We start from the raw sequence: 24,135 nt of genomic DNA, 5'->3' as shown, positions 1-24,135 counted from the left end.
CGATGACACCGTCGTGCCGGGTCGTTCGCGGATAGGTCCACGTGGATCACGGATCGGCGACTACCGCAACCAGCACGGTGATGGACAGGATCACCAGCAGGCAAATGATCATCCAGATCGGAGCCGGCCCCGGCATCGGACCTCCCGCACGAAGCGCGATCTGGGTTTTCCGCCAACGCAATCCACCTACAACTGCTGACAACAAACCCATCGCAACCAGGCCGATTCCGATTGCCGCACGGATCGCCGACGACGAAAACCCCGGAAGAACATTGACCACCGCCACGCCGGCAGCGATCAGGCCGAGCGACGTCCGAACCCACGCCAGCATCGTCCGCTCGGCAGCCAGGGTGAAGCGGGCGTCTACCGCACCCGGCGGAGTGTGTTCTTGCTCTGGGCCACTCATGACCGCATCACCTCTGTTCGATCGATTTCTCTGTCAATGGTCTCACCCGCGCCCGCACACCCCCTGGACATGTAGGAACCGACTCGTCGCAGCATGTGGACCCCGGCATCCGTCCGAACGAAATGACACTCCGGGTTCGCACGGCATCCGCCTGTTGCCGTCAGCATTCTGTGTCGCAGATTGCGCACCCTTGTGACCGCAACCACAATTGTGATATCTCTGATACAGAGATATCAATCTCGTTTCACTGCATCACCGGGATAAAATAATTCAGGGTCGGGAAGGACCAAAATGTTGTCTGCAATCTTCTATTTCATCGAGTCCATCGACAATGCGCTGTGGGATTTCGCGGAAACCATTGTCACCGGCAGTGATGCCTAGGCCGTTTTCCGCGTCTCGCCCCAGGGCATTGACCAGCTGATCCATGGCCGTGTGCAGCCACCGCTGTACACGGCCATGGTGGCTCAAGAGAACTTACCGGAAATGCACATCGCGATTGCCGCGCCGTCGAAATGGGCGTAAGCGGTCGCCGAGGGATGGAATCAACGAACAAGACCTGGAGAACTGCACAGCCTGCTGGATCGATTTCGATTCTGCCGGCGGCAATCCCGCATATTCGCGCGCCGTCGTCAACCAGACTTTGCCGATGTGGCCATCGACAACATCGTCAAGTGATTCCACGTAGATAGGCAGCCAGCGCCCCGACCGCTTCTCGTCGAGCGTCCGGAGACGGGGTCGCGATCTGGGTGAAGACGAGGGAGTCGATGAGCCGCATGAGTTCACGTGTACGTTCCCCGGGCTCGCTCACACCGAAGCGGGACAGACCCAGTTCGATGGCGGCCGCGGCGCCCGCCTGCACAGCGGACTCACTTGACAGTGCGCGGTGTAGTTCGTCGTCCGCCGGTAACTCGATCAGCAGCGCATAGCGTGCGCGCATGTCCACCGGTCGGCCGACGAGTGAGTCCATCATTTGGGTGGCCGCGGCGGTGAGCGCGCCGATCCGGTCACCAGCGCCATCCGGCACCGAGGTCTCGAGGCCGTGCAGACTGCTGCCGGAGTCTGCCCCGCTGCGCTGCGCCAGCCGGCTCGCGGCGAGGCCGAGAAGCGCCTGCCGCGTCGGCGCGTAGTACGACGTGGAGCCTTGAGGTATTCCCGCGGTCGAGTCCACAGCGCGATGGGTCAGCCCGCGCAGCCCCTGGGCCGCAATCAAACTGATGGCCGTATCGGCGATGACGCCGGCCCTCGACTGGCCGCCCGTTCCCGATGTCATGCAATGACTCTACAACTGTTGCATAGATCCTCTACGCCTGTAGAGTCGGCCGAACAGGCGCACTACAGGTGTAGTAGGAGGAATCATGAAGGTCGCAGTGGTGGGCGCCGGCATCGGCGGATTGTGCGTATCCGTCGGACTACAGCGCTACGGTGCCGACGTCACCGTGTTCGAACGCTCGGACCGGGTTCGCGCAGGCGGGTCGGGACTGTCGGTCTTCGGCAACGGACTTCGGGCACTCGAATCCCTGGGCCTCCGACAGCAGTTCGAGGTGATCACGTCGCCACATGCTGCGACCTATCGCAGCGGGCAACGACGACCCGATGGGCGTTGGTTGGCCACCGTCCCGCCTGATGCCGTCACCGACTTGCGGATCGTGCATCGCACCGATCTGCACACCATGTTGCTTGCCCGTGTGCAGCCTGGAACTATCCGGTGTTCGACGGAGGTCATCAGTGTGCGATCAGATGGAACCGTACTCGTACGCGAGGCGCCCGGTTTGTCGAGCGAACACCACTTCGACCTGGTGGTGGTGGCCGATGGGCTCTTCAGCAACGTCCGTGCTCGTTGGGCCGAAGACCCCGGCGTCCGCTACGCCGGTTACAGCGCTTGGCGCGGTGTCACGTCCGCGGCGGTCGACTTGCGGGGCGAAGCAGGCGAAACCTGGGGAGAGCAAACGCGTTTCGGAATCGCGCCGATGGCCGACGGTCGCGTCTACTGGTTCGGTGTCGCGACCATGCCGCGGCGACGATCGCAGTCTGCATCGGACGAGTACGCCGAACTGAAGCGACTGTTCGGCACCTGGCACTCCCCCGTTCCCGAGCTGATAGACACCACCGATCCCGAAACCATCTCGTTTCTCCCCATCGACGAACTCGCCGGCGATCTTCCGTCGTACCGACATGGCCGCTGCGTCCTGCTGGGTGATGCCGCGCACGCCATGACACCCAATCTCGGCCAGGGAGGCGGTCAGGCGATGGAAGACGCAGCAACGCTCGCTGCACTCCTGTCCCTCATTGCCTCGGCCGCCAATCCCGATGAGCGCACCATCAATTCGATTCTGGACAGCTACGACGAGGCACGCCGACCACGGACCCAGGCTCTCGCCAGACGATCCCGACGACTTGGGACACTCGCGCACGTCCGCGGCCGTGGCCGCACGGCCATTCGAAACCTACTGCTGCAGAACACGCCACCGTCGGCGCTACGGGCGCAACTCAGACGAACGCAGGATTGGCATCCACCCGTTGCCGGCCTGATTCCCGACCGTATGGCACCGCTGTCCGAGCGCCGCGAACCGGCCCTGGTGCACAAGCTCAAGAGCACATTGGGAGAATAGATCGCGGCGTACCGCCTGGGCGCCTCTGGATTGGGCGACATCGAGAGCGAGATGCAGGTGCTTTGGTGATCGGTGTGCCGGCGGGCCTGCGACGGGTGGCCGCGTTGCCCGCTCCCGTGCGTTTGATGCTGGCATCGATGGTGCTGTTCAACATCGGCTTCTATCTCGTGGTGCCCTTTCTCGCCGTTCACCTTTCCGAGGGTCTCGGCTTTGCGGCATGGATCGTCGGGCTGATTCTCGGTCTGCGCATGGCTTCTCAGCAGGGAATGTTCTTCGTCGGTGGCAGCCTTGCCGACCGGTTCGGTGTCAGGCGGATCGTCCTCATCGGAATCGCCGTGCGAATCGTCGGGTTCATCGCCGTCGGTTTCGCCGAATCCCTTGTCGGAGTTGTTGTCGGCGTGCTGCTCATCGGGCTGGCGGCCGCCCTGTTCGCGCCTGCGGTCGAAGCGGCAAATGCCAGCTACGGTGCGCTGCTGGAGCGACAGAACATCATGCGCCGCACCGAGCTGTTCGGCCTCGAACAGATGTGCAGCCGCACCGGGACCGTTCTCGGCCCGCTTCTGGGCGCAGCTTTGCTCGGCGTGCCATTCGCGTGGACCACCTGCTCGGCCGCGGTGCTCTTCGCCGGGTTGTGGATTGCGTTCTTTCGGTGGTTCCCCGCGACTGTGACAACGTCCGCGATGCAGCCGGGATCGGTCACCCCAGCCGACCGCCGGATCTGGGCGGTGTGGCGGTCAGTGTTGTCGCACAAGGTGTTTCTTGCCTACGCCGCACTGTGCGCGGCGCAGCTGTCGGCGTACAGCTTGTTGTATCTGATGCTGCCCGCTGAACTCGAGAGCATCGCCGGCAACCAGAGCGCATTGGGCTGGTTCTATGCCGCAGCAGCGTTGATGGTCATCGTCTGGCAACGACCGGTGGTCCGGCTCGTTCATCGCCTCGGCCATCCCCGGTCGGTGGTCGGCGGTCTCGCCGTGATGGCAGTGTCATTCCTCGTGCCTGCCGCCGCAGACGGGCTCACCCACAAGACCGCATGGCAATACGCCGCGGTCGCCGGATGGGTTGCACTGCTCCACATCGGCCAGATGCTGATGGTGCCCCCGATGCGCGACACCGTCGCAGCCCTTGCTGGCGAGCACAATCTGGGCGCGCACTTCGGAATGCTCAACAGCATCGCCGGTCTCGGGTGCCTGATCGCCTCCGTGGGAGTCGGAGGCCTGTACGACCTGACATCAGAGGCCGACCTCGCGACGGCGCTGGTGTGGTGCGCCGTGACGGCGGTGGTGGCCGGCGCTGTCGGCGGCCTCATGCTGTGGTACCGGCGTCACCCTGACGCCGGACCGGTAGCGATTGCCGTCTAGGTCCAGATCGGCGCCTCGTTGATCTGGTCGACGAAGGCGTCGAGAACAAACGGGATTGTCACCGGGTTCGGCATCGACACCGCATCGGAGACAATCGGATCCAGCTTGACGAGCCCACCCGAGCGCACCACATCCAGCCCCATGAACAACGGCGATGCCTCCATCTGAACCCTTGCCCGTTCCCAGTTGTCGAACAACAGCAGGTCGCACTCGAGCAACGAGACATTTTCCGCGGAGATGTCGACATAAAGATTGTCACCGAACTTGTCGGCGATCCCGACGGGTGGCACAAACCCCAATCCCGTCAGCAATTGGGCACGCGCGGACGAAGGGCTGTACGCACGAAGATTGCCATCGGCCCACCGAGCGACCACGGTGGCGGTGCGCCCGACGAACTGCGGATTCTGTTCGCGCCGTTCGACGATGAGGCTCTCGGTGTCCTCGACTGCTTGCGCGGCAGCCCCGGGCAGCCCGACGGCGGCGCCGATCCGGTTGGTGACGTCTTGCCACGGCAACACCCAGTCGGTCTGATCGGCCGCATGCAACACCGTCGGAGCTATACCGGACAACTGCCCGTAGGTCGATGCGTCGATCGCATTGTTCACTGCCACAATGAGATCGGGTTGCGCAGCTGCCACTGCGGAGATACTGAAGTCAGAGGTCGCGTTCTCCAGCGCTTCGGGATCTGCGCCGGCCACGCGAGGCTCGGCCCACCGCCCGATTCCGTCATCGGTGGATCCGGTCCACACCGGGACCAACACAGGAATGACCCCCAGCGACAAGAGCACGTCCGCGTCGCCGATTCCGACCACCGCGATGCGTTTGGGGGCTTGTTCGATGGTCGTCGAGCCGTGGACGTGGTCGATGGTCACCGGGAATGCGCCGGGCTCGGCGGATACGGCGACGTCTGAATCGGTTGAGTCGCTGCTCGACGAACATCCGGCAACCACAACGCCGGCTGCTGCGGTCAAGGTCAACGTCAACATCTGCCGACGATTCATCACATACATCCCAAAGCCACCTTCTCGAGCGTCAGTTAAGTATGGTCACCCTAACTTATCGGCCGGCGGCCCGGGTCGACGTCTCTATGACCGCAGGTGAGCCAGCACCGCGAGTACTCGACGATGTCCGGTATCCGACGTGGTCAGTCCGAGCTTGGCGAAGATGTTGCCGATGTGTTTGCTCACGGCAGTGTCGCTGACCACCAGCTTGCGAGCGATGTCGGCGTTTCCGAGGCCTTCGGCCATCAACCGCAACACCTCCGATTCGCGAGGTGTGAGCGATCGGATCGGGTCGTCGGCTCGGCGACGGCTCATCAACTGCGACACCACTTCCGGGTCCATCACCGTTCCACCCGCGACCACGCGTTCGAGCGCGTCGACGAACTCTTCGACTTTGCCGACCCGCTCCTTGAGCAGATACCCCACCCCCGACGCACTGCCCGCCAGCAGTTCGCCGGCGTATCTGTCCTCGACGTAGGCGGACAGGACCAGCACGGGGAAGTTGGGGACCCGGCGGCGTGCCTCGATGGCCGCCTTCAATCCCTCGTTGGTGAACGTCGGCGGCATGCGGACGTCGAGCACTGCGCCGTCGGGCGGGTCCGCGTCGAACGACTCGAGGAACTGCTCGGCATCTGCGACCGCGGCGGTCACCTCGATACCGACGCTACGCAGCAGCAGCGCGAGCCCCTCCCGCAGCAGGGAGTCGTCCTCGGCGATCAAAATCCGCATGGCAGCTCCACTTCGAGTTCTGTCGGCCCGCCTGCAGGGCTGTTCAACGTCATCGTTCCCTCGAATGCTGCCACCCGGCGGCGAATTCCCGACAGTCCACTACCCGCGGTCTCCTCGGCCCCGCCGCGGCCGTCGTCGACAACAGAGATGACCATCGTGTTCCCGTTGTCGTCGCCGCGGGTGCTGATGGTCAGGTGCACGGTCTCGGCGCCGCTGTGCTTGGCCACGTTGGTCAGCGCTTCGGCCACCACGAAGTAGGCGGCAGCTTCCACAGCGGCTGGTGCACGCAGCAGGTTCCGCACATCCAGGACGCAGGTGATCGAGGAGCGTCCGGCCAGAGCTGCGACTGCCCCTTCGAGGCCGAGCTCATCGAGGATCGGCGGATAGATGTCGTGCACCAGGGTCCGCAGTTCCGACAGGGCATCGGATGCGGCGTCTTGCGCCCGAAGTAGTTGCGGCAGAGCTTGTTCGGGGTCGACACGCAGCGAACGTTCAGCCAGACCGAGCATCATCACCACCGCGACCAACCGATTCTGGGCACCGTCGTGCAGATCGCGTTCGATGCGCCGCAACTCGGCGGCGTGTGCATCGAGCGCTGCGGCCCGACTTTCGGTCAGTTCCGTAACCCGTTGCGTCAGTTCGGTTTCACGCCTGGGTGCAAGGAGTTTGGTGGCCATGCCCGCGATTGCACGTGCCAGCGCAGGGATCAGCCACCAGGCGATCACCGCGTAGGCGAGCGCAATGAACGGCATGGTGGCGGCCAGGGGCCACGACGTGACCAGATAGATGTTCCCCACAGGCTCGTCGGCGGGCATCGCCCACCAGTACGCCGGAATCAACATCGAGTTGATGGCCGCCAGCGGCAGCACCACGGCAACGAACCCAGCGACGAGCGCAGCGAATGCGTGGCCGGTGACCCAGGCCACGTCGCGGCGAAACGGCGATGACCACAACATGGTTCGTAGATCGCTGAATCCCAGGCGATCCTCCATCGGAGGGTATCGCTCCGGAATCACAACGCCCGTGTAACGCCCGGTGCGACGACGCGCCTCGCCCGCCCAGAAGCGCAACACCCGCACGTAAGCGGGAACCAGCAGCCATCCGACGAAGAGGATCAGCAACGGCGCGATGATCAGCGCGCCGAACACGAACACCAACGACACCAGCGCCGCGGCGCCTTCGACCATCAAGAAACGACATGCCCGCCACCACTTCGCGGCCTGTTCGCTTCGACTCATCGCTCCAGGATGCCGTAACCACCGCGCGAAAACGGTATAGCGGGCTACACCATTGGTTGGGTGGCCAGCGGGATGGTCCGGTGGCTCGCCGGTTCATAGCGTTGCTGACATGACTTCAACAGCACCCGTTCAACCCCTGAAATCGTTGACGCCGACACCCGCGCTGCGCCTGGACAACGTCACCAAGAGCTATTCCTCAGGCCGTGGCCAGATCACCGCGCTGGACTCCGTCAGTCTCACGTTGCCGCCGCGGGGATTCACCGCGATCATGGGCCCGTCCGGCTCGGGCAAGAGCACGTTCCTGCACTGTGCTGCCGGACTCGACCAACCCACAAGTGGCTCGATTTGGCTGGGAGACACCGAGATCAGCGCCCTCAAGCAGAAGGCGCGCACCACATTCCGACGCGACCACATCGGCTTCGTGTTCCAGGCCTACAACCTGCTGTCGTCGCTGACCGTGGAGCAGAACGTCACATTGCCGCTCCTGCTGGCCGGCCGAACCGCTGATCGCGCGCGCGTGGAGAACGCGCTGGCGTCGGTGGGGCTCGCGAAGATGAGCCGACGTCGTCCCGCCGAACTCTCCGGCGGGCAGCAACAGCGGGTCGCCATCGCGCGTGCGCTCATCACCCGACCGCGCGTCATCTTCGCCGACGAACCCACCGGAGCGCTCGACAGCCGGACCGGTCATCAGATCCTCGGGCTCTTGCGCGGTGCGTCGACCGAACTGGGACAGACGGTGGTGATGGTCACCCATGATCCGGTCGCGGCAGCGCAGGCCGACCGCGTCTTGTTCCTCGCCGACGGCCGCCTGGCCGGCCACCTCGAAGGACCGACCGCCGAGGCCATCGCTCAGTCGCTCACCGACCTCGGGCAGTGGTGACGATGCAACGTTCAAGCATGGGCAGCATCGCTGCCGCGAACCTGAGAGAACATCGCAACAGCTTTACGGCCGTATTCGTCACGGTCTTCTCCGCCGCCCTCTTGGTGTGCGCACTCGGGGTGCTGTTCGAGTCCGGGATTCGCGGAGGCGTCACACCGCACCGCCTTTCCGGCGCCGACGTGTTGGTCGGGGCTCCGCAATCGCTTGACATCACCGAGGACGTCGACCAGCCCTACATCGAACGAGCGCGGCTTCCCGAGTCGACGGTCGCCGAACTCTCGGCGCTACCCGGCGTCCGGTCGGCGGTCGGCGACATCAGCGCTCCCCTCACCGACGACAGCGGGCGCGTGTTCGATGCGCACGGATGGTCGTCGGCGGTTCTCGCGCCGTACAGCATCACCGCCGGCCACCCACCGGCCGGACCGGACGAGGTGGTGATGACGGGTTCAGCTGACCTGGGCCAGAAGGTGACGCTGCGTCATGGCGGAGTCGCCCACGCGTACACCGTTGTCGGTGTGGCCGGCACATCCACATCCGAACCCGGTGGCCGCCCGGCGACGGTGTTCCTGGACGACGTTCGGATACAGCAACTCTGGCCGCATACGGGCACGGTGGCGACGATCGGTCTGGTCGGCCAGGACGGGGTGGACGCCGAGACGCTCGCCTCCCGAGTTCGTGATCACCTGCCCGGACTCGAGGTGGACACCTACACCGGTCCGTCACGTGCGGACGCCGAGTACGTCGACATCGGCGCGGCGCGCGGCGAGCTGGTGGCGCTCAGCTCGGCACTTGCCGGGGTGGCCTTGATGATCGCTGTGTTCGTCGTGTCGAGCACGCTGTCGTTGTCGGTCCAGCAGCGCCGCCACGACTTCGCGCTGCTGCGCGCGACCGGCGCGACACCGCGTCAGATACACAAACTGATCGGCGCCGAGACGTGGGCCATCGCCTGTGTGGCGGCACTTCTGGGAGTGGCACCCGGCTATCTGCTGGCCGGTGTCCTGCGGGGCCGATTCGCCGACGCAGGCATCGTGCCGCCGGACTTCTCGCTTGCCTACGGACCGGTCCCGGCTCTTGTCGCAGTCGCCGCCGCGGTCGCGACCGCCCGGCTCGCTGCGGCGGTCTCCGCTCGACGACCGGCTCGCCTCGACCCCATCGATGCGCTGCGCGAGTCAGCGGTGGAGCCGGAGAAGCTGAGCCGGACCCGCGTGATCCTCGGACTGGCGGTCGGGGTGAGCGGGCTGGTGACTGCAACCCTGCCTGCCTTCATCCCCGGACCTGCGGCGATGGCCGGTGCCGGGGGGTCTGCGGTTCTCCTCGTCATCGCTCTCGCCCTTCTGGGTCCGGCCCTCGTCTCGGGCGCCATGCGCGTGGTCTCCGGCCCGATGCTGCGCACCGGTTCGGCCGGGCCGGTGTTGGCGGCCGCCAACCTCAACGCCCATGGACGCCGGCTTGCCGCGGCGATCACGCCGCTGGCCTTGGCGATCGCGATCGGGGCGGTGCAACTGTTCAGCCAGAGCACGGTGACCGCAGCAGCCGAAAGCCAATCCGAGAGCGGCACCACGGCCGATCTGGTTGTGACCGGTCCCGGCGGCATCAACCCCCAACTCGCCGGGGCGATCGCGTCGATGGACGCGGTGCGGGCGGTCAACCCGGTCACCCGCACCAAGGCCCTGTTCACGACGGACAGTTCCGAGGCCCCGACCACCGAGGCGTATCCCGTGCAAGGCATCGACGCCGCGAGCGCCACTGCCACGATGGATCTTGATGTCCGGGAGGGCGACCTTCAGCAGCTGACCGACGGCGCGGTGGCGCTCAGCCGCGACGCGTCGTCGGCGATGAGCGCGGATGTCGGAGACACCGTGACGCTTCGGATGGGTGACGGCGCTGTGATCACACCACGGGTTGTCGCAACCTACGACCGAGGTCTCGGCTTCGGCGATGTGACACTCCCGGCAGCGCAGGTACGAGAGCACACGACGACCGGACTGGTCGACCAGGTGTTGGTGTCGGCGGCACCGGGGCGGGTCGACGAGGCGCACCGGGCCATCGAAGCCACTGGTGGCTTGACCGTGATGAGGAGCGACGGATTCGCCGGGGCCATTCGGCAGGACCAGCGGGCGCAGGACTCCGTGAACGTCGTGGCGCTCGCGGTGCTGCTGGGTTTCCTCGGCATCGCAGTGGTCAACACCCTGGTGCTGATGACCTCGGCGCGACGTCGCGAGTTCGCATTGCTGCAATTGCTCGGTGCGGGCCCGCGGCAGGTACGCGGCATGATTCGTTTGGAGTCCCTGATCGCGGTGGCGGTCGCGGCAATCGCGGGCACGGTGATCGCCTACCCACCTCTGGCCGGCATCGCGATCGCGGTGTCGGGCGTGCCGTTCCCCGTCTTCTCGCCATCGGCCTTCGGGGTCATCGTCGGCGCCACGACCGTGCTGGGCTTCGCCGCCATCACGCTGACCGCCCGCCGGGCGATAGGCCTCGAGCGCCAGGTCAGAGGCCTTTAGCTCGGTTCACAATCAATAACAGTAGGTTAAAACAATATGCACAACAGGTGACCCGTGAGCCGCCGACAAGGGACAAAGAGGCGACTTCCGCATTACCACGGGCATTAGACGGCGCGACTTATGTTGCCGCAGAATGTTATTGAATCCTTACGGACACCAAAGCCCGCCGACGGCCCATGGCAGCCCTCGTCGTGCGGTGGCTCGCAGAAGCTGCCACAATGTCATCCGGGTTCACACTCTAGAACTGCAGCGGTGTAATCCGACCGTGGTCAACCCGTCCACGGTCCAACTGAACACGAAAGGAAAGTCATGACCTCGACTTTCGAACTTGCATTGCTTGACGTCTTCCAGTTCCTCATCGACAACGCTGAGTTCCTCGGCGGCCTCGCAGGCTGATTCGGTTCTCGAACCGACGCTTGCCCCGATCCGCGTCCGCGGGTTCAACCCGTCACGGCCGGATCGAACGGTTTTGCATCATGCCCCGCTCTGTACAGAGCGGGGCATGGTTGTCTTTTAAGGGTCTAAAACCTTGTCGATTCTGATAACTGACAGCCCTGCGGCATCCGCTGTCGCTGAGCTCAGATGGTCGTGGGCACAGGAATCTGACGATGCCATCGGCCCATGGCGTGGTGAACCCAGTTTCACCGCGGCCGTCAGGTCATGGACCGACGACCCCCAACGCACGGTCTGGGTTGCGCACGCACCGGACCAGGCCGTCGGAATGGTGTGCCTGACCGAATACACGCGCATGCCGAGCCCCAGGACCAGCGCGGCCGGCAGCTGGGGCTATCTCGGCCACCTTTATGTACGGTCCGAGTACCGAGGCGGCGGAATCGGCGCGCAACTGGTCGATTGCGTTCTCCACAATGCAGAGGTTCGCGGATACCGCAAAGTGATTCTCTCCCCGAGCGAGCTGTCAATACCGCTGTATTCGCGGCATGGGTTCACCCGCGACAATGATGTGATGGTGCGGTGACCCCTCCTCCTTCCGGCCCCCGGCGTTGTCCGTGTAGCAGTGGGCTGATCTGGGACGACTGCTGCGGACCTCTGGTGTCCCGGGTCCGTAAGGCGCCGACCGCCGAGGCGCTGATGCGTTCTCGGTTCAGTGCGTTCGCCGTGGGTGATGCGGACTACCTGTTGTACAGCTGGCATCCCCGGACCCGGCCCGACGTGCTGGACCTCGACGCCACGATGCGGTGGTACCGACTCGACATCGAGTCCACGTTGCACGGGTCGCTCTTCGATTCCGTCGGCGAGGTGGAGTTCACCGCGTTCTACCGGATCAAAGGTTCAGGCGCGGGCACCTTGCACGAACGGAGCCGGTTCGAGAGGCACGAAGGTCGCTGGGTGTACGTCGACGGTGTGGTCGCGCCCGACTGACCACCTGGCCGCCTCAGTGGGTCTGTTCGGCGTCGTGGTCGGGGGTGACGTGCCGTCCGGCCAGGTCGTGGAGTGCGATGAACACGCGCTTGGATGCCTCGGCCCACGGCATGAGGATCGGGAACACATGAAACATGCCGCGCTCTTCCATCGCGTGCACCTTGACTCCGGCTTTGTCCAAGCCGTCGGCGAACTTCCTGATCCCGTCGCGAAACATCTCGTCGCCGCCCCAGCACACAAAGGTCGGCGGAAACCACTCCGGATCTGCCATGGCGTACACCGCTGACACACGCTCGTCGTTCGGCTGGACGCCTTGCAGGTACGGGGTCACCGGAATGTTCCAGGGCAGGATGTCGTATTGGGCGTTGTCGGTGATCGACGGATGATCGAGCTCGAGATCGATCTCCGGGGAGAACAGGGCCAACGCGGCCGGAACGGGCAGTGATCGGGAGTGTAGGTACGAGATCAGAGATGTCGCGAGGCCGCCGCCACCGGAGTCACCGGCGACCACGAGGTGCTCCGGGTCGACCCCGCGGTCGAGGAGACCTTGGAAGACGTCTGCCGCGTCGTGCACACCGGCGGGGAACGGGAACTCCGGCGCCATCCGATAGTCGGCGATGAACACCTCATAACCAGTGTTCTTCACCAACGATGCTGCGAATGCTGCGTACATGATGGGGGACGTGCCGATATATCCACCGCCGTGCAGGTAGAGGATCGTGGCGCCGATCGTCTGCTTGTCGTCGCAATTGTCCACGTAGGCATCCGAACTGGCCTTGGCACGACACCAGATGCCGTCGACCCCGCCGATCGTGTCATGTGTGATCTCGACGCTGTCGGTGAGTTCGATGAACGGAGGCATGACGACGCGGCAGATGTCGTCGAGGATCTTCTCCATCGACCTGAACTCCTCGATGGGCAGCCCCATCGAGTAACCCATGAACGATCGGACGACCTGCCGGGTGACCGACTGCCCCAGGTTGTCCAGCAAGCCACCGGGTCCCTGCCACGGGCGTCGAAACGGCACTCTGGCAAGGCCGTTCAGCAAGCTCTCGGCCAGCCCGACGACAGTCAGGGCAGTAACCGGCATGGACGCCGTCTGGACCTCGGACCGGTCAGCCATCACCATGTCGCCCATCCTAAGGCCGGCCGGGGATCGGGGCCGAAGTCGGCCGAGTCCTCCGTTCATCGATCATGCGGACGGCCTCCTCATTCTCGACGGGCCGGACGGCGTATTGATCGACGTCATCACCCCATTCCGCCCGCCGACGACTTCGCGGACAAGTTCGCCGCGGCAGAGGTGTACTGACCCATCACTCGCCCACCGCGCGCAACGCCGGCCGCAGCACTGAATACGCCCAGGACTCCAGCGTGGTCGGGGTGGTGCTGATGGCGTCGCGACGGTTCTCCGGTAGGAAGTCGCCGCGGAAGCCGCGCAACATGCCGACAACCCCGTCCACCTGGGCGGGCGTCATTCCGAAGTTCGCGAGTTGCTGTGCCACAACATCATCCGATACCTGCTGGGCAACGATCTCGCGACCCGACGCGGCGGAGAGAATGTCTGCAACCTCGCTGAACGACAAGTCGGCCGGACCCAGGACGCCTTGCGTGTGGCGTCCCGCCCAACCGTCCGACAAGAGTCGGGCGACAGCAACATCCCCGACGTCCCGGGGGTCGACAAACGAAATCCGTTGGTCGACTGGCAGCGTGGTGGCGAGAACCCCATTCCGGAGGCTCTCCAAGTCCATCAACAAGTTCGTGAAGAAATACCCACATCGCAAGTGAGTGACAGCAGCGCCAGTGCTGTCGAGGCGATCCTCGGTCTTCCCCAGCCCGTCGATCTCACCGAAACCATGCCTTGCCTCTGCGCCCACGCTGCTCTGGAACACCACGCGCTCGATGCCGCATTCCACGATGGCGCGGGCGGCGCTGGCACCCATGCGGTCGTACCCCGCGACCGGGTCATCGTCGTCGGTCGGTGGATCGACCCAGTAGAGAGCCCGCGCCCCTGAGCAGGCCCGCGCGACCGCGGGGGCGTCGCCGAGGTCCACCTCGACGATGTCCGCCTTTGTACGCACTGCAGCTGGGACTTTCGCGGTATCCCGCACCAGCAATCTCGGACGTACCCCAGCCTGGATGAGCAGTTGCGTCACTCGCGACCCGACCCGACCGGTTGGGGTTGTCACCACAATCGTCATGACGTCACCTTCCTTCTGCACTTGCGTGTCGACATGATGCAACACAGCACCGACAAACAGGTTCTTCAGCACACGGGTAGCAGGTTGGACGATAGCTGCCTGGCTCGAATGCTTGCTGCTGCCAACCTCTTCCGACCAATTGGCAGGTTGGTCGGAGTTGGCCGCATGGGGCACGATTTCACAGGGCTATTGGACAATCGACCCGGCGGATGAGGGCAGAGGTGCCTGGAACGGCCATCCGACCCACAGGTGGTGAGGCCCTTGAAGCCTGGATGCCTTGATGCCGCACGGTCAGGCATCGCTGCCCCGACACGATGTCAGACCCGGTCGTTAGACTGGACGGTTCGATGGTGCCAATTGCCCCAAAGACCCTGGGATGCAACGAAATAACTTCAATCGAACACTTGTGCGAACCGATAGTTTGTTCTATCGTTATGCCATGGATATCGGGGGAATCCGCACAGCGCTGGCTGTGGTTGCGCAGGGGTCACCACCCGAGGCCGATGATGAATTGGCCGAACAGGTGGTGGCGTTGATCAAGATTCGCCATCTCGTTGATCACGTCATGTCGGTGTGGGTGGGCGCACTGGACCGGCGGGGCGTGGCCAAGAGATCTGGTGAGTCGTCTACCGCGTCGTTGCTGATGGCCGGCGGGCTGGCGCCGGGGTGCGCGCACCGGATGGTGCGGGTCGGCCGGGCGTTGGTGTCGCTGCCCCGGGTGGCCGATCATGCTGCGGAAGGTGACTTCTCAGGCGAGCAGGTCGATGCGATCGTGCGGGGCATCGCACATGTGGAACGTGCCGTGGCGCAGTTACCTGGCCCTGCGCGTGAAGCATGCGTGAATCGTCTGTTGGGGCAGGCGTGGTCGGGTGCAACGCCTACCGAGATCGGGGAACGAGCCCGGGGAGACGCATTCGCCCTGGCTGTTGATTCCGGTGGCGTGCCGGTGGCGGAGAACACCGAGCTGAACACTCTGTCGCTAGGCCTGAGTCCCGATGGACGGATGCGCGGCAGGTTCGATGTCGATGCGATTCTCGGCGAGAAACTGTTGACGGGCCTGGACCCCCTGACTCGGCCGATTCCGGGCGAGGATGGCACACCTGACCAGCGATCGACGGCGCAACGGATGGCCGAGGGGCTCGAGCGGTTGATCGATGCTTACCTGCAGGCCGAAGATCGGCCCACGGTCGGTGGTGTGCGCCCGCATCTGACGGTGACCGTCGATGCCCGCGAGTTGGCCGGGGAAGGCGTGGCGCCACCTGATCCGGCCGCGCCGACCGACGAGTACACCCGGTTCCTCGACGACAAGGGGTATCGGTCCGCGTTCCGGTTGCAGTGGATGGGCCCGGTCAGTGGCCGAGCGGCGCAGATGCTGGCCTGCGATGCAACGTTGACGTCGATGATCTTGAACGGTGAGCGGGTACCGCTTGATGTCGGCCGCGAGCATCGCACGGTCACCCCGGCAATCCGTAAAGCGTTGCTGGCACGCGACTGTGGGTGCGCGTTCCCCGGCTGCGGGCGGCCCGCCGGATGGACCGATGCCCACCACATCGAGCACTGGTCAGCCGGCGGGAGCACCAGCCTCAGCAATACCGTCCTACTGTGCCGGCACCATCACCGGATGATCCACCACCACGGATGGTCCGTCGCCATAGGCAACGATGGGCATCCGTGGTTCACGCCGCCCAAAAGCGTTGACCGCGAGCAAAAGCCGATACCTGCGCATCACCGGACCACCAACACACCGGCAGCAGCCTAGAACGCTCGCCTACACCGTCACCAAGTGACCTGGATCTGCTCTTTGACAACTCCATAGCGTGAAGGCGAGTTGGGTGCTCAGTTTTGCAAGGGCAACAGTTCGTCGGCCATCTGGTCGAGAAACTCGGCGATCGACTCGACGGGCACCACCGGGCGCACCACAAACTTGGTGATACCGGCGTCGACGAAACGGCCGAGTTCAGAACGGGCCTCGTCCCAGCCCCGGCACACCAGCCGCTGCGGATCGGCGAGATCCTTTCGCCGACGTGCAACAGCGGCGATCACGGTGTCGACGGCGGTGTCGTCGGAACCGTGCGGTGCGACAATGAGATTCGTGCCGTAGTGATCGGGCTCCACCTCCCGGCCGGCCTCTGAGGCAGCGGCTTCGATCTGCCGTCGACAGTCGGCGGCCTCACCGGGAGTGACGAAGCTGCCCAGCCACCCGTCGGCCAGTCGCCCGATCCGACTCATGCTGACCGGGAGGCGCCCGCCGAGCCACAAGTCGAGTGGTTTTGCTGGGCGCGGGCCCACAGTTGCCTCGTCGAGGTGAAAGAAGCTGCCCTCGAAGGTTACTGACGGTTCGGTGAGCAACGCCCTCACCACGGAGAGTGCCTCCTCGAAGACTGCGCCGCGCTGACCGGGAGGTACGGGGTACATCGTCCGGTCGGACACCGTCGCCGGTTGAACGCCGAACGCCGGGAGAATCCGGCCCGGAGCGGTCGCTGCGAGGCCGGCCAACTGCGCGGCGACCAGCGCAGGGTTACGGCCGGGCAGGACCAGCACCCCGGTGCCGAGTTTCAACTTCTCGGTTCGGCCCGCGGCGTAGGCCAGCCCGATCAGCGGATCGACGTGGTGTGCAGATGAGGCCTGATCCGACAGCCACAGCGAGTCGATGCCACGTCGTTCGGACTCGTCGACGAGCTCCGCCAGGGCGGGACCTGCCGCGAGCGACCGGTCCGTGGACGAGACAACTCCGACTCCGATGCGAACCTTCATCCGTCAACGGTCGCACATCGCTGCGTGGGCCAAAGCAACCGTCAGGGTGTGGTGGCGAGTGTTGCCCCGTCGGTCACCGGCCGGCTGCCGTTCGTGGCGGGACGGGTCCGGTCGATGATCGCGGCCGCGACATGCGCCGCATCTCGGTCGATCCCATGGAACCGACCCGACCCCCACGTGTACATCCAGGGCAACCCGATGAACGAGAGCCCCGGAACGGCAGTGATCCCTCGCGTCTGCATCGGGCGGGCGGCACCGTCGAACACGCTGGCCTCGATCCACCGGTAGTCGGGCCGGTAGCCGATCGCCCAGATGATGCTGGTGACACCCGCCTCGGTCAGATCGAGCGAGGTGGGCTCGGAGTCCGGTTCCCAGACCGGCTCGTAGCGAGTCGCCGGCGGTGCGTCGATGCCCTCGCGTTCGATGTGCCGGTCGATGTCCTGGCAGATCGAGTTGTACACGGTGTCAGCCGAATCGAGCGATGCACGAAGGGTCGGCGCGAACTCGAGCCTTGTGTCTTTGCCGTTCTCCAGCAGCCCGTACAACTTCATCCCCTGCGACGCGAACTCGCGCAGGTCGATGTCGCGGCCACCATCGCGGCCGGTGACGTAGTGATTGGTCTTCTCGCGCGCGGCCTGGCCGCCGGGATACTCCTGCACACCGATGTCGTAGACGCCCATGTCGGCGAGCCAAGTCATGCAGTCCCGGCCGCGGTAGAAGCGCGCAACGCGGGGCGCCTTGCCCATCGCCAGATGCACCCGACGCCCGGCCAGGTGCAGGTCTTCCGCGATCTGCGCCCCGGACTGGCCCGTGCCGACAACCAGTACGGCTCCCTCGGGGAGTTGCTCCGGATTGCGGTATTGCTCCGAATGGAGTTGCACCACAGCGGGGTCCAGAGAGGGGGCGTACGGCGGCACGACCGGGACGGGGTATCCGCCGGTTGCGACCACTACGTCGTCACACGTCACCGTCTCCGATCCGGCCTCCGACAACAGGGTCAGCTCAAAACCGCCGCCGTGGGCCTGACGAAGCCGGGTCACCCGGGTGTTGGTGCGCAGCGGAGGGGTGAAGGTATCGAGCCAGCCGTTCAGCCACTCGACCACCTCGTCACGCTTCATGAAGCCATCGGGATCCGAGCCCGCATACGGGTAACCCGGAAGTCGGCAGTGCCAGTTGGGTGTCACAAGCGTGAAGTTGTCCCAGCGGGTGTCGGACCACGCATGCACGGGGGTCTTGGCCTCGACGACGAGGTGCTCGATGTCCTGGCGCCCCAGATACCAGCTGACCGAGAGACCGGCCTGCCCACCGCCGACGATCACCACCGGAATGTGTTTTGCTACCTCAGGCATGTGCCAACTCCCGCCAGGTCGCGGTGCGGGCTTCGTCGAGTTCGGTCACCCGGGAGTACACGTCCGGTCGGCGATCACGGAGATGGAACATACCGCCCCGCATCTGCTCGAACGCCGCCGTGATGTCCACTTCGGCCACCGCCATACCGCTGCCGAGCAGAGTGGTCGCCAGGATGTTCCCGCCGGGGTCGACCACCTTGGCGTTACCCACGTAGTTGAGAGACCCGAACGTGCCCGACTGGTTGGACGCCACCCAGAACACCTGGTTGTCCAGGGCTCGGGCGATGTCGAATTGGTTGAACCGGTAGGTCCACCGGTCCTCCTGCAGGTTGTCGGCGCGAGCGGTACGGGCGGCCGGCCAGGCCGACAGACTGGCGATGATCTCGGCACCGTCGAGCGCCATCACGCGTGCGGCTTCGGGAAATGCTTTGTCGTAACAGATCTGCAGCCCGATGCGGCCTACCGGCGTCTCGAAAACGGGATACCCGTCTCCGGCGGAGTACGACATGTTCTCGCCGAGCGGCTGATGCACCTTGCGGTAGGTGCCGTAGATCTGACCACCGTCGAGCAGCGCCGCGGCGTTGTACCGCGTTTCCCCGTCGTCTGCCAGCTCGCAGAAACCGATCGCCACCACGAGGTCGCCGACGATGCTCTGCACCTTCTGCAGTTCGGGCCCGTTCACCGAGATGGCCGGCGGCAGTGACCGATTGGTGTTCTTGACGGTGTCACCGTGATTGCCCAGCGACGACAGGTAGCCCCCTATCGCCGCCTCGGGCAGGGCCAAGAAGTCGACGCCCTGCTGCCTGGCCTGGTCGGCAAGCGTGGCGATCAGGGCATAGTTCTGGTCGAGATCGCGCGTGAAGTTTGCGGAAACGCCTGCGAGGATGGTCATTTCGGCGTCCTCAGACCATGTACGTGGAGTTGATGATGGCACCCTTACGGGCGTAATGAATCAACGCATCCTGCACATCAAGCGGATGAGCCGGAATCACACCCTCGATCAAATCCTCCTCACGACCACCATGAAGTGCCAACCCGAACCGACAGCAATACACCGTCCCACCCTCACCGATGAACGTTGCCAACGAATCATTGATGTTCTGCTCCCCCGGGAAACCCGAATCACCCGTCGTCGGAAAACCACGCGTCGCCAGACAGTTGATCGCACCAGGGCCATAAAAATACAACGCCGACTCAAACCCCTTCCGCAACGCCCGCGTCGCCTGCAACACCGCCACAAAACTCACCGACGACTCATGCGCAATCCCATGAACCAACGTGAAGTACGTTTCCCCGTTCTCGGCCTGATAATCCGGGAACAACTTCGTCCCCCCATAAATGTTGCTGCCCTTCGGCAACGACGGATGCGGGATCTCAGCCAACGACTTCTTGATATTCTCGGCAATCAACTGATCGATATCGGACATGATGTCTCCTGACATGGTGCGATCAAAGGCAGTGCGGGACTTGGGTTTCACAAGGCGCGCGGCACGTCGATGTGCTGCGTTCGGCCTTGGACCAAGTACAGGCCCGCTCCATTTCAGGATGGTCACGCCGGGACTAACAGGTTGTTTCGTGGTGCTCTCAGCCCGGTCGGGCATGCATCTGACCACAGGCGTTTCCGGTTCTGACGGATTCGCGGCACACAGCTTGATTCATCAGTAAGGTGGCATGGGTCACAGCAAGTGCATGGTCAGGGACTGGGTCACAGTGCCAGGCCGCGAGCAGAGAGTCACCGCGATGAAAACCAAGGCCGCAATCCTGACCGAGTTGAACACCGACTGGAAGATCGATGAGATCGATCTCGGTGACCCGGTCGCCGGAGAGGTCCAGGTACGCCTGGCCGCATCCGGGCTCTGCCACTCCGACGCCCACGTCGTCGACGGGTCCAGTCCGATCCCGATCCTTCCGGTCCTCGGCGGCCACGAGGGCGCCGGCGTCATCACCAAGGTCGGGCCAGGGGTGTCCGGCCTCGAAGAGGGTGACCACGTGGTGCTCGCGTTCATCCCCGCCTGTGGCACGTGTCCGTCGTGCGCCAAGGGTCTGCAGAACATCTGCGACCTCGGTGCCGGACTGCTCACCGGCCAGGCGATCTCCGACGGCACCTTCCGCGTCACCAAAGACGGCGCTCCCGTGGTCCAGATGTGCCTGCTCGGCACCTTTGCCCCCTACGTCACGGTTCACCAGGCGTCGGTCGTGAAGATCGAGAAGGACATCCCCCTCGACAAGGCAGCACTGCTCGGTTGTGGTGTCTCCACGGGCTGGGGATCAGCAGTCGACATCGGCAACACCCGGCCCGGTGACACCGTGGTGGTCGCCGGTATCGGCGGCGTGGGTATCAACTCGGTTCAGGGTGCCGCCCACGCAGGCGCGCGGTTCGTCGTGGCGATCGACCCGGTGGAGGACAAACGGAAGACCGCGCTGGACTTCGGCGCCACCCACACCTACGCGTCGATGGAAGAAGCCGCCGCCGACATCGCCGACCTCACCTGGGGCGCCATGGCCAACACGGTCATCCTCACCATGGGTGTGGTCAAGGGCGAGTACGTCCAGCAGGGCCTGTCCCTCACCGGCAAGGGCGGCCAGGTCATCGTCACCGCGATGGGACCGTACGACCAGGTGGCCACCGACCTCAACCTGTTCGAACTCACCCTGTTGCAGAAGCGCGTCCAGGGCGCGATCTTCGGTGGTGTCGGTCCCCGCACGCAGATCCCGAAGCTGCTCAACCTCTACCGCAGCGGTGCACTCAAGCTCGACGAGCTGGTGACCAGAACCTACAAGCTCGAGGACATCAACCAGGGCTACCGCGACATGGCCGACGGCAAGAACCTCCGCGGCGTCATCATCTACGGCGACGACGACTACTGACCGGCAGGAACCTTCGCCGACACATCGTCAAGTCGGGCCAGTTCCTCGACGGTCAGCGTCAGGTCGACCGACCCGAGCAGAGCTTTGAGCTGCTCGGGTGACCTGGCGCTGACGATCGGGGCGACCACTGTCGGCTGCTGACGGGTCCATGCCAGGGCGACGGTCGCGATCTGCACGCCGCGAGATCGGGCGACGCGATCGAGCTCATCCACCACAGCCAACCCTTCGGGGCTGAAATACCGCTCCACGATCTTGCTTCGCGCGACACCCGCGACGTCCCCGGCGGTGCGGTACTTGCCGGTGAGGAACCCGCTTGCCAAGGCCCAGTACGGGAAGACGCCAAGCCCGAACTCCTCGGCGAGCGGACGCAGTTCGTCCTCGAATGGCTGGCGCGCCACCAGGCTGTAATGCGGCTGCAGGGCAATCGGTTTGGCGAACCGGTTGGCCTCGGCGACGTCGATCCACTCCTTGATCCGCTCGGCTGAATAGTTCGAGATACCGATGTGGCGCACCTTCCCCGCCTTCACCAAGGCGTCGAAAGCACCCAGGGTGTCGGCCAGCGGCACATCCGGGTCGTCGTAGTGCGCGTAGTACAGATCGATGTGGTCGGTCTTCAGGCGTCGCAGTGATGCCTCGGCCGCACGCGCGATGTTGTCGGGTGCCAGGCCCAGGAACTCGGGGTGACGGCTCACCTTGGTGGCCAGGACGATGTCGTCGCGCTGGCCACGTCTGGTGAACCATTCGCCGAGAATCGTCTCCGACTCTCCGCCGACGTTCCCGGGCGCCGACGCCATGTAGCTGTCGGAGGTGTCGATGAAGTTGCCGCCGGCGGACACGAACGTATCGAGCACCGCGAACGACTCGGCCGCGTCACTGGTCCAGCCGAAGGTGTTGCCACCGAGGTTGAGCGGGTAGACATCCAGGTCAGAACTTCCGATACGTGCCATGCGATGTTCAACCGTCAGTCGCCGAGGACGATTCCCTCACGTCGGGGATCCGCGCCTCCCGACCATCCCGTCTCCGTTCGCAGGAGTGCGCTCAGGCCGCTGGACTGGTCGGCGAGTTCAACTGTGTGACCCAGGTTCTGCAACCCCGTCACCAGGGGCTCGTCGGGCCCCGAGATGTTCGGGTGCTCCCCACCCACATTGGTCTTCGGGGAGTTCGCGGCTCCGAAGTCGACCATCGAGACCGCCTGCTGGGGATCCATGCCCCAATCGATGAGTCCCACCAGGGTTTTCACGACGAACTGGATGATCACCGAGCCGCCGGGGGATCCGACCACCATCTTCAGCTGCCCGAGACCGTTGTCGGCGGCCTCGAAAACCAGCGTCGGGGCCATGGAACTGCGTGGTCGTTTGCCTGGCTCGACCCGGTTGGCCAGTGGCGCGCCCTGAGGGTCGGTGGGTTCGGCGGAGAAGTCGGTCATCTGGTTGTTCAGCAGAAAGCCGTCGACCATGTGGAAAGACCCGAACGACGACTCGACGGTTGTTGTCATCGACGCCGCGTCGCCCTCGGCGTCGACGACAGAGATGTGGCTGGTGCCGTGTTCCACTCCGGCGAACCAGCCCATCGGGCCGGTGTCGAACGTCCCAGCTGTTGCCGTACCCATCGAACGGTCGGGATTGATCAGTGCGGCGCGGCCTTTGAGGTAGGTGGGGTCGAGCAACGCCTCGGAACTGCCACCGGGCAACGGCACGAAGTCGGAGTCGGCGACGTACTTGTCCCGGTCGGCATAGGCAAGCCGCTCCGCCTCGGAGATCAGGTGCACACCGTTGACCGAGGGCTTTCCGCCATTGAGATCAAGAGCGGTCGGCGGATACTGATCCATCGGGAAGTTCGACAAGATGCCGAGCGTCGAGGCCACCGCGATCCCACCGGACGACGGGGTGGGCATGCCGCAGACCTGGTTGTCCCGATACGGCACGCAGATCGGCTCGCGCACCTTGGCCTCGTAGTTGGCCAGGTCGGTGACCGTCATCTGCGACGGGGTCATCCCGTTCGCCGTCGACACCGCTTCGGCGACGATCGCCTGTGCGATGTCGCCGCTGTAGAACGCCTCCGCACCGTCGGATGCGATGGCACCCAACGTTTTCGAGTACGCCGGGTTGGTGAGCGTCTCCCCCGCAGGTTTCGGCGAACCGTCGGGTTGCAGGAAGTAACTTCTCGCATCGGGGTCTGCGCCGAGATCCGTGGCCGAGTCGTCGATTGCGGCCGCCAGCCGGGGACTGATGGAGAATCCGTCATCAGCAAGGGCGACGGCAGGCTCGAAGAGGCTGCGCCACTCGGTGTTTCCGTGCTCGGACTGCATCAACTCGAGCATGCGCAGGACGCCCGGAACACCGATGGACCGGCCGCTCGCGCGCGCATCGGGTACGGGCTCGGTCCGGTTGGTGTCATCGATCCAGCGCAAGTAGTTCTCGGTTGCCGCGGCCGGGGCCACCTCGCGGCCGTCGAACGCCTGCACCGACCGATCGTCCGCGTCGTAGTACAACGCGAACGCACCTCCACCGATCCCGGAGCTCTGCGGTTCGACCAGGCCCAACACCATCTGCGCGGCGACCAGGGCATCAGCGGCGTCGCCACCGTCTGCGAGAACCTCGCACGCAGCCTGGGTCGCCAGCGGATTTGCGGTGGCCGCCGCGAACGAAGTGGTCTGCACCGCAGTCATGTTCGAGCGATATCCCGTCGCGACCTCAGGATTCGTCGACAGGTTCTCGGTGGTGTCGGGGGTTGCGGCCGTCGCAGCAGGTGCGGCCGTGCCACCGTTCGGGCCCGACGGGATCGCACACACATCGGGTGCCGCCTCGTCGTTTGAGCACGACACCACCATCGACATCCCGATGATCACGGCCGCGCCGACA

The 24,135-nt window shown here is 64.8% G+C and carries 21 protein-coding genes; 8 read left to right on the top strand and 13 right to left on the bottom strand.

Annotated elements, in window-relative coordinates:
* Nucleotides 1-46 precede the first annotated feature (46 nt).
* Together ACVWY6_RS00670 and ACVWY6_RS00665 are read right to left on the bottom strand one after the other, a co-directional pair.
* On the bottom strand, nt 47-406 hold the full coding sequence (locus ACVWY6_RS00670) for a YidH family protein (RefSeq protein WP_457535606.1): 360 nt from the start codon (nt 404-406) through the stop codon (nt 47-49).
* A 667-nt stretch (nt 407-1,073) separates the two neighbouring features.
* Nucleotides 1,074-1,676 carry a TetR/AcrR family transcriptional regulator gene (locus tag ACVWY6_RS00665; protein WP_457535604.1) on the bottom strand — a complete coding sequence of 201 codons (603 nt, stop codon included), beginning with the start codon at nt 1,674-1,676 and terminating at the stop codon, nt 1,074-1,076.
* A gap of 85 nt (nt 1,677-1,761) precedes the next feature.
* Here ACVWY6_RS00665 and ACVWY6_RS00660 point away from each other — a divergent pair, with 85 nt between their 5' ends.
* Both ACVWY6_RS00660 and ACVWY6_RS00655 read left to right on the top strand, forming a co-directional pair.
* A complete protein-coding gene (locus tag ACVWY6_RS00660; RefSeq protein ID WP_457535602.1) occupies nt 1,762-3,015 on the top strand; it encodes an FAD-dependent monooxygenase in 1,254 nt (417 codons plus the stop codon).
* A gap of 65 nt (nt 3,016-3,080) precedes the next feature.
* On the top strand, nt 3,081-4,373 hold the full coding sequence (locus ACVWY6_RS00655) for an MFS transporter (RefSeq protein ID WP_457535600.1): 1,293 nt from the start codon (nt 3,081-3,083) through the stop codon (nt 4,371-4,373).
* On the opposite strand, the gene ACVWY6_RS00650 is transcribed toward ACVWY6_RS00655, so the two are convergent.
* The 3 genes from ACVWY6_RS00650 to ACVWY6_RS00640 all read right to left on the bottom strand — a co-directional run bounded on the left by ACVWY6_RS00650 (nt 4,370) and on the right by ACVWY6_RS00640 (nt 7,341).
* A complete protein-coding gene (locus tag ACVWY6_RS00650) occupies nt 4,370-5,359 on the bottom strand; it encodes an ABC transporter substrate-binding protein (RefSeq protein ID WP_457535599.1) in 990 nt (329 codons plus the stop codon). The genes ACVWY6_RS00655 and ACVWY6_RS00650 overlap by 4 nt on opposite strands.
* Before the next feature lie 99 nt (nt 5,360-5,458).
* Nucleotides 5,459-6,103: a response regulator transcription factor gene (locus tag ACVWY6_RS00645; RefSeq protein ID WP_062797047.1), complete on the bottom strand. Its 645-nt coding sequence runs from the start codon at nt 6,101-6,103 to the stop codon at nt 5,459-5,461.
* Nucleotides 6,091-7,341, bottom strand: a complete 1,251-nt coding sequence (locus ACVWY6_RS00640) for a sensor histidine kinase (RefSeq protein ID WP_457535597.1) — start codon at nt 7,339-7,341, stop codon at nt 6,091-6,093. Before ACVWY6_RS00640 ends, ACVWY6_RS00645 begins: the two co-directional genes overlap by 13 nt.
* 109 nt (nt 7,342-7,450) lie before the next feature.
* On the opposite strand from ACVWY6_RS00640, the gene ACVWY6_RS00635 reads away from it, so the two are divergent.
* The 4 genes from ACVWY6_RS00635 (at nt 7,451) to ACVWY6_RS00620 (ending at nt 12,105) form a co-directional block, all read left to right on the top strand.
* Nucleotides 7,451-8,221 carry an ABC transporter ATP-binding protein gene (locus tag ACVWY6_RS00635; protein ID WP_457535595.1) on the top strand — a complete coding sequence of 257 codons (771 nt, stop codon included), beginning with the start codon at nt 7,451-7,453 and terminating at the stop codon, nt 8,219-8,221.
* Nucleotides 8,222-8,238: 17 nt separating this feature from the next.
* Nucleotides 8,239-10,725: an ABC transporter permease gene (locus ACVWY6_RS00630; protein WP_457535593.1), complete on the top strand. Its 2,487-nt coding sequence runs from the start codon at nt 8,239-8,241 to the stop codon at nt 10,723-10,725.
* A gap of 529 nt (nt 10,726-11,254) precedes the next feature.
* Complete coding sequence (locus ACVWY6_RS00625) at nt 11,255-11,701, top strand: GNAT family N-acetyltransferase (RefSeq protein WP_457535592.1); 447 nt, start codon at nt 11,255-11,257, stop codon at nt 11,699-11,701.
* A 74-nt stretch (nt 11,702-11,775) separates the two neighbouring features.
* Nucleotides 11,776-12,105 (top strand): YchJ family protein, encoded by a 330-nt coding sequence (locus tag ACVWY6_RS00620; RefSeq protein WP_457535590.1) that lies wholly within the window; start codon nt 11,776-11,778, stop codon nt 12,103-12,105.
* A 13-nt stretch (nt 12,106-12,118) separates the two neighbouring features.
* On the opposite strand, the gene ACVWY6_RS00615 is transcribed toward ACVWY6_RS00620, so the two are convergent.
* Entirely contained in the window at nt 12,119-13,234 is a 1,116-nt protein-coding gene (locus ACVWY6_RS00615; protein WP_457535589.1) for an alpha/beta hydrolase, read from the bottom strand.
* A 184-nt stretch (nt 13,235-13,418) separates the two neighbouring features.
* Complete coding sequence (locus ACVWY6_RS00610; RefSeq protein ID WP_457535587.1) at nt 13,419-14,303, bottom strand: NmrA family NAD(P)-binding protein; 885 nt, start codon at nt 14,301-14,303, stop codon at nt 13,419-13,421.
* Nucleotides 14,304-14,742: 439 nt separating this feature from the next.
* Between ACVWY6_RS00610 and ACVWY6_RS00605 the strand changes: the two genes are divergently transcribed.
* Nucleotides 14,743-16,062: a DUF222 domain-containing protein gene (locus ACVWY6_RS00605; protein ID WP_457535585.1), complete on the top strand. Its 1,320-nt coding sequence runs from the start codon at nt 14,743-14,745 to the stop codon at nt 16,060-16,062.
* Nucleotides 16,063-16,139: 77 nt separating this feature from the next.
* On the opposite strand, the gene ACVWY6_RS00600 is transcribed toward ACVWY6_RS00605, so the two are convergent.
* Genes ACVWY6_RS00600 through ACVWY6_RS00585 form a run of 4 tightly spaced genes read right to left on the bottom strand, consistent with a single transcriptional unit; the run spans nt 16,140 to nt 19,833 of the window.
* Complete coding sequence (locus ACVWY6_RS00600; RefSeq protein ID WP_457535583.1) at nt 16,140-17,057, bottom strand: TIGR03854 family LLM class F420-dependent oxidoreductase; 918 nt, start codon at nt 17,055-17,057, stop codon at nt 16,140-16,142.
* A 41-nt stretch (nt 17,058-17,098) separates the two neighbouring features.
* Nucleotides 17,099-18,406, bottom strand: coding sequence for an MSMEG_0569 family flavin-dependent oxidoreductase (locus ACVWY6_RS00595; RefSeq protein ID WP_457535581.1), 1,308 nt, complete (start codon nt 18,404-18,406; stop codon nt 17,099-17,101).
* Complete coding sequence (locus ACVWY6_RS00590) at nt 18,399-19,298, bottom strand: carbon-nitrogen hydrolase family protein (protein ID WP_457535579.1); 900 nt, start codon at nt 19,296-19,298, stop codon at nt 18,399-18,401. Before ACVWY6_RS00590 ends, ACVWY6_RS00595 begins: the two co-directional genes overlap by 8 nt.
* 10 nt (nt 19,299-19,308) lie before the next feature.
* A complete protein-coding gene (locus ACVWY6_RS00585) occupies nt 19,309-19,833 on the bottom strand; it encodes an MSMEG_0572/Sll0783 family nitrogen starvation response protein (protein WP_457535578.1) in 525 nt (174 codons plus the stop codon).
* Nucleotides 19,834-20,146: 313 nt separating this feature from the next.
* On the opposite strand from ACVWY6_RS00585, the gene ACVWY6_RS00580 reads away from it, so the two are divergent.
* On the top strand, nt 20,147-21,274 hold the full coding sequence (locus ACVWY6_RS00580; protein ID WP_062797597.1) for an NDMA-dependent alcohol dehydrogenase: 1,128 nt from the start codon (nt 20,147-20,149) through the stop codon (nt 21,272-21,274).
* On the opposite strand, the gene ACVWY6_RS00575 is transcribed toward ACVWY6_RS00580, so the two are convergent.
* Nucleotides 21,268-22,221: an aldo/keto reductase gene (locus ACVWY6_RS00575; protein ID WP_457535576.1), complete on the bottom strand. Its 954-nt coding sequence runs from the start codon at nt 22,219-22,221 to the stop codon at nt 21,268-21,270. The two genes, ACVWY6_RS00580 and ACVWY6_RS00575, sit on opposite strands and share 7 nt — an antisense overlap.
* 14 nt (nt 22,222-22,235) lie before the next feature.
* Nucleotides 22,236-24,110, bottom strand: coding sequence for a gamma-glutamyltransferase (ggt, locus tag ACVWY6_RS00570; RefSeq protein WP_457536826.1), 1,875 nt, complete (start codon nt 24,108-24,110; stop codon nt 22,236-22,238).
* Between the last annotated feature and the right edge of the window lie 25 nt (nt 24,111-24,135).

The organism is Williamsia sp. R60, assembly GCF_054063855.1.
This window is presented reverse-complemented; position numbering and strand designations above follow the sequence as displayed.

Coding starts and splice junctions, on each gene's coding strand:
- ACVWY6_RS00580 (WP_062797597.1), top strand. CDS start 20,147: ATGAAAACCAAGGCCGCAATCCTGACCGAGTTGAACACCGACTGGAAG.
- ACVWY6_RS00645 (WP_062797047.1), bottom strand. CDS start 6,103: ATGCGGATTTTGATCGCCGAGGACGACTCCCTGCTGCGGGAGGGGCTC.
- ACVWY6_RS00600 (WP_457535583.1), bottom strand. CDS start 17,057: ATGAAGGTTCGCATCGGAGTCGGAGTTGTCTCGTCCACGGACCGGTCG.
- ACVWY6_RS00630 (WP_457535593.1), top strand. CDS start 8,239: ATGGGCAGCATCGCTGCCGCGAACCTGAGAGAACATCGCAACAGCTTT.
- ACVWY6_RS00595 (WP_457535581.1), bottom strand. CDS start 18,406: ATGCCTGAGGTAGCAAAACACATTCCGGTGGTGATCGTCGGCGGTGGG.
- ggt (WP_457536826.1), bottom strand. CDS start 24,110: ATGTCGATGGTGGTGTCGTGCTCAAACGACGAGGCGGCACCCGATGTG.
- ACVWY6_RS00590 (WP_457535579.1), bottom strand. CDS start 19,298: ATGACCATCCTCGCAGGCGTTTCCGCAAACTTCACGCGCGATCTCGAC.
- ACVWY6_RS00610 (WP_457535587.1), bottom strand. CDS start 14,303: ATGACGATTGTGGTGACAACCCCAACCGGTCGGGTCGGGTCGCGAGTG.
- ACVWY6_RS00670 (WP_457535606.1), bottom strand. CDS start 406: ATGAGTGGCCCAGAGCAAGAACACACTCCGCCGGGTGCGGTAGACGCC.
- ACVWY6_RS00585 (WP_457535578.1), bottom strand. CDS start 19,833: ATGTCCGATATCGATCAGTTGATTGCCGAGAATATCAAGAAGTCGTTG.
- ACVWY6_RS00635 (WP_457535595.1), top strand. CDS start 7,451: ATGACTTCAACAGCACCCGTTCAACCCCTGAAATCGTTGACGCCGACA.
- ACVWY6_RS00640 (WP_457535597.1), bottom strand. CDS start 7,341: ATGAGTCGAAGCGAACAGGCCGCGAAGTGGTGGCGGGCATGTCGTTTC.
- ACVWY6_RS00615 (WP_457535589.1), bottom strand. CDS start 13,234: ATGGTGATGGCTGACCGGTCCGAGGTCCAGACGGCGTCCATGCCGGTT.
- ACVWY6_RS00605 (WP_457535585.1), top strand. CDS start 14,743: ATGGATATCGGGGGAATCCGCACAGCGCTGGCTGTGGTTGCGCAGGGG.
- ACVWY6_RS00650 (WP_457535599.1), bottom strand. CDS start 5,359: ATGTTGACGTTGACCTTGACCGCAGCAGCCGGCGTTGTGGTTGCCGGA.
- ACVWY6_RS00575 (WP_457535576.1), bottom strand. CDS start 22,221: ATGGCACGTATCGGAAGTTCTGACCTGGATGTCTACCCGCTCAACCTC.
- ACVWY6_RS00665 (WP_457535604.1), bottom strand. CDS start 1,676: ATGACATCGGGAACGGGCGGCCAGTCGAGGGCCGGCGTCATCGCCGAT.
- ACVWY6_RS00660 (WP_457535602.1), top strand. CDS start 1,762: ATGAAGGTCGCAGTGGTGGGCGCCGGCATCGGCGGATTGTGCGTATCC.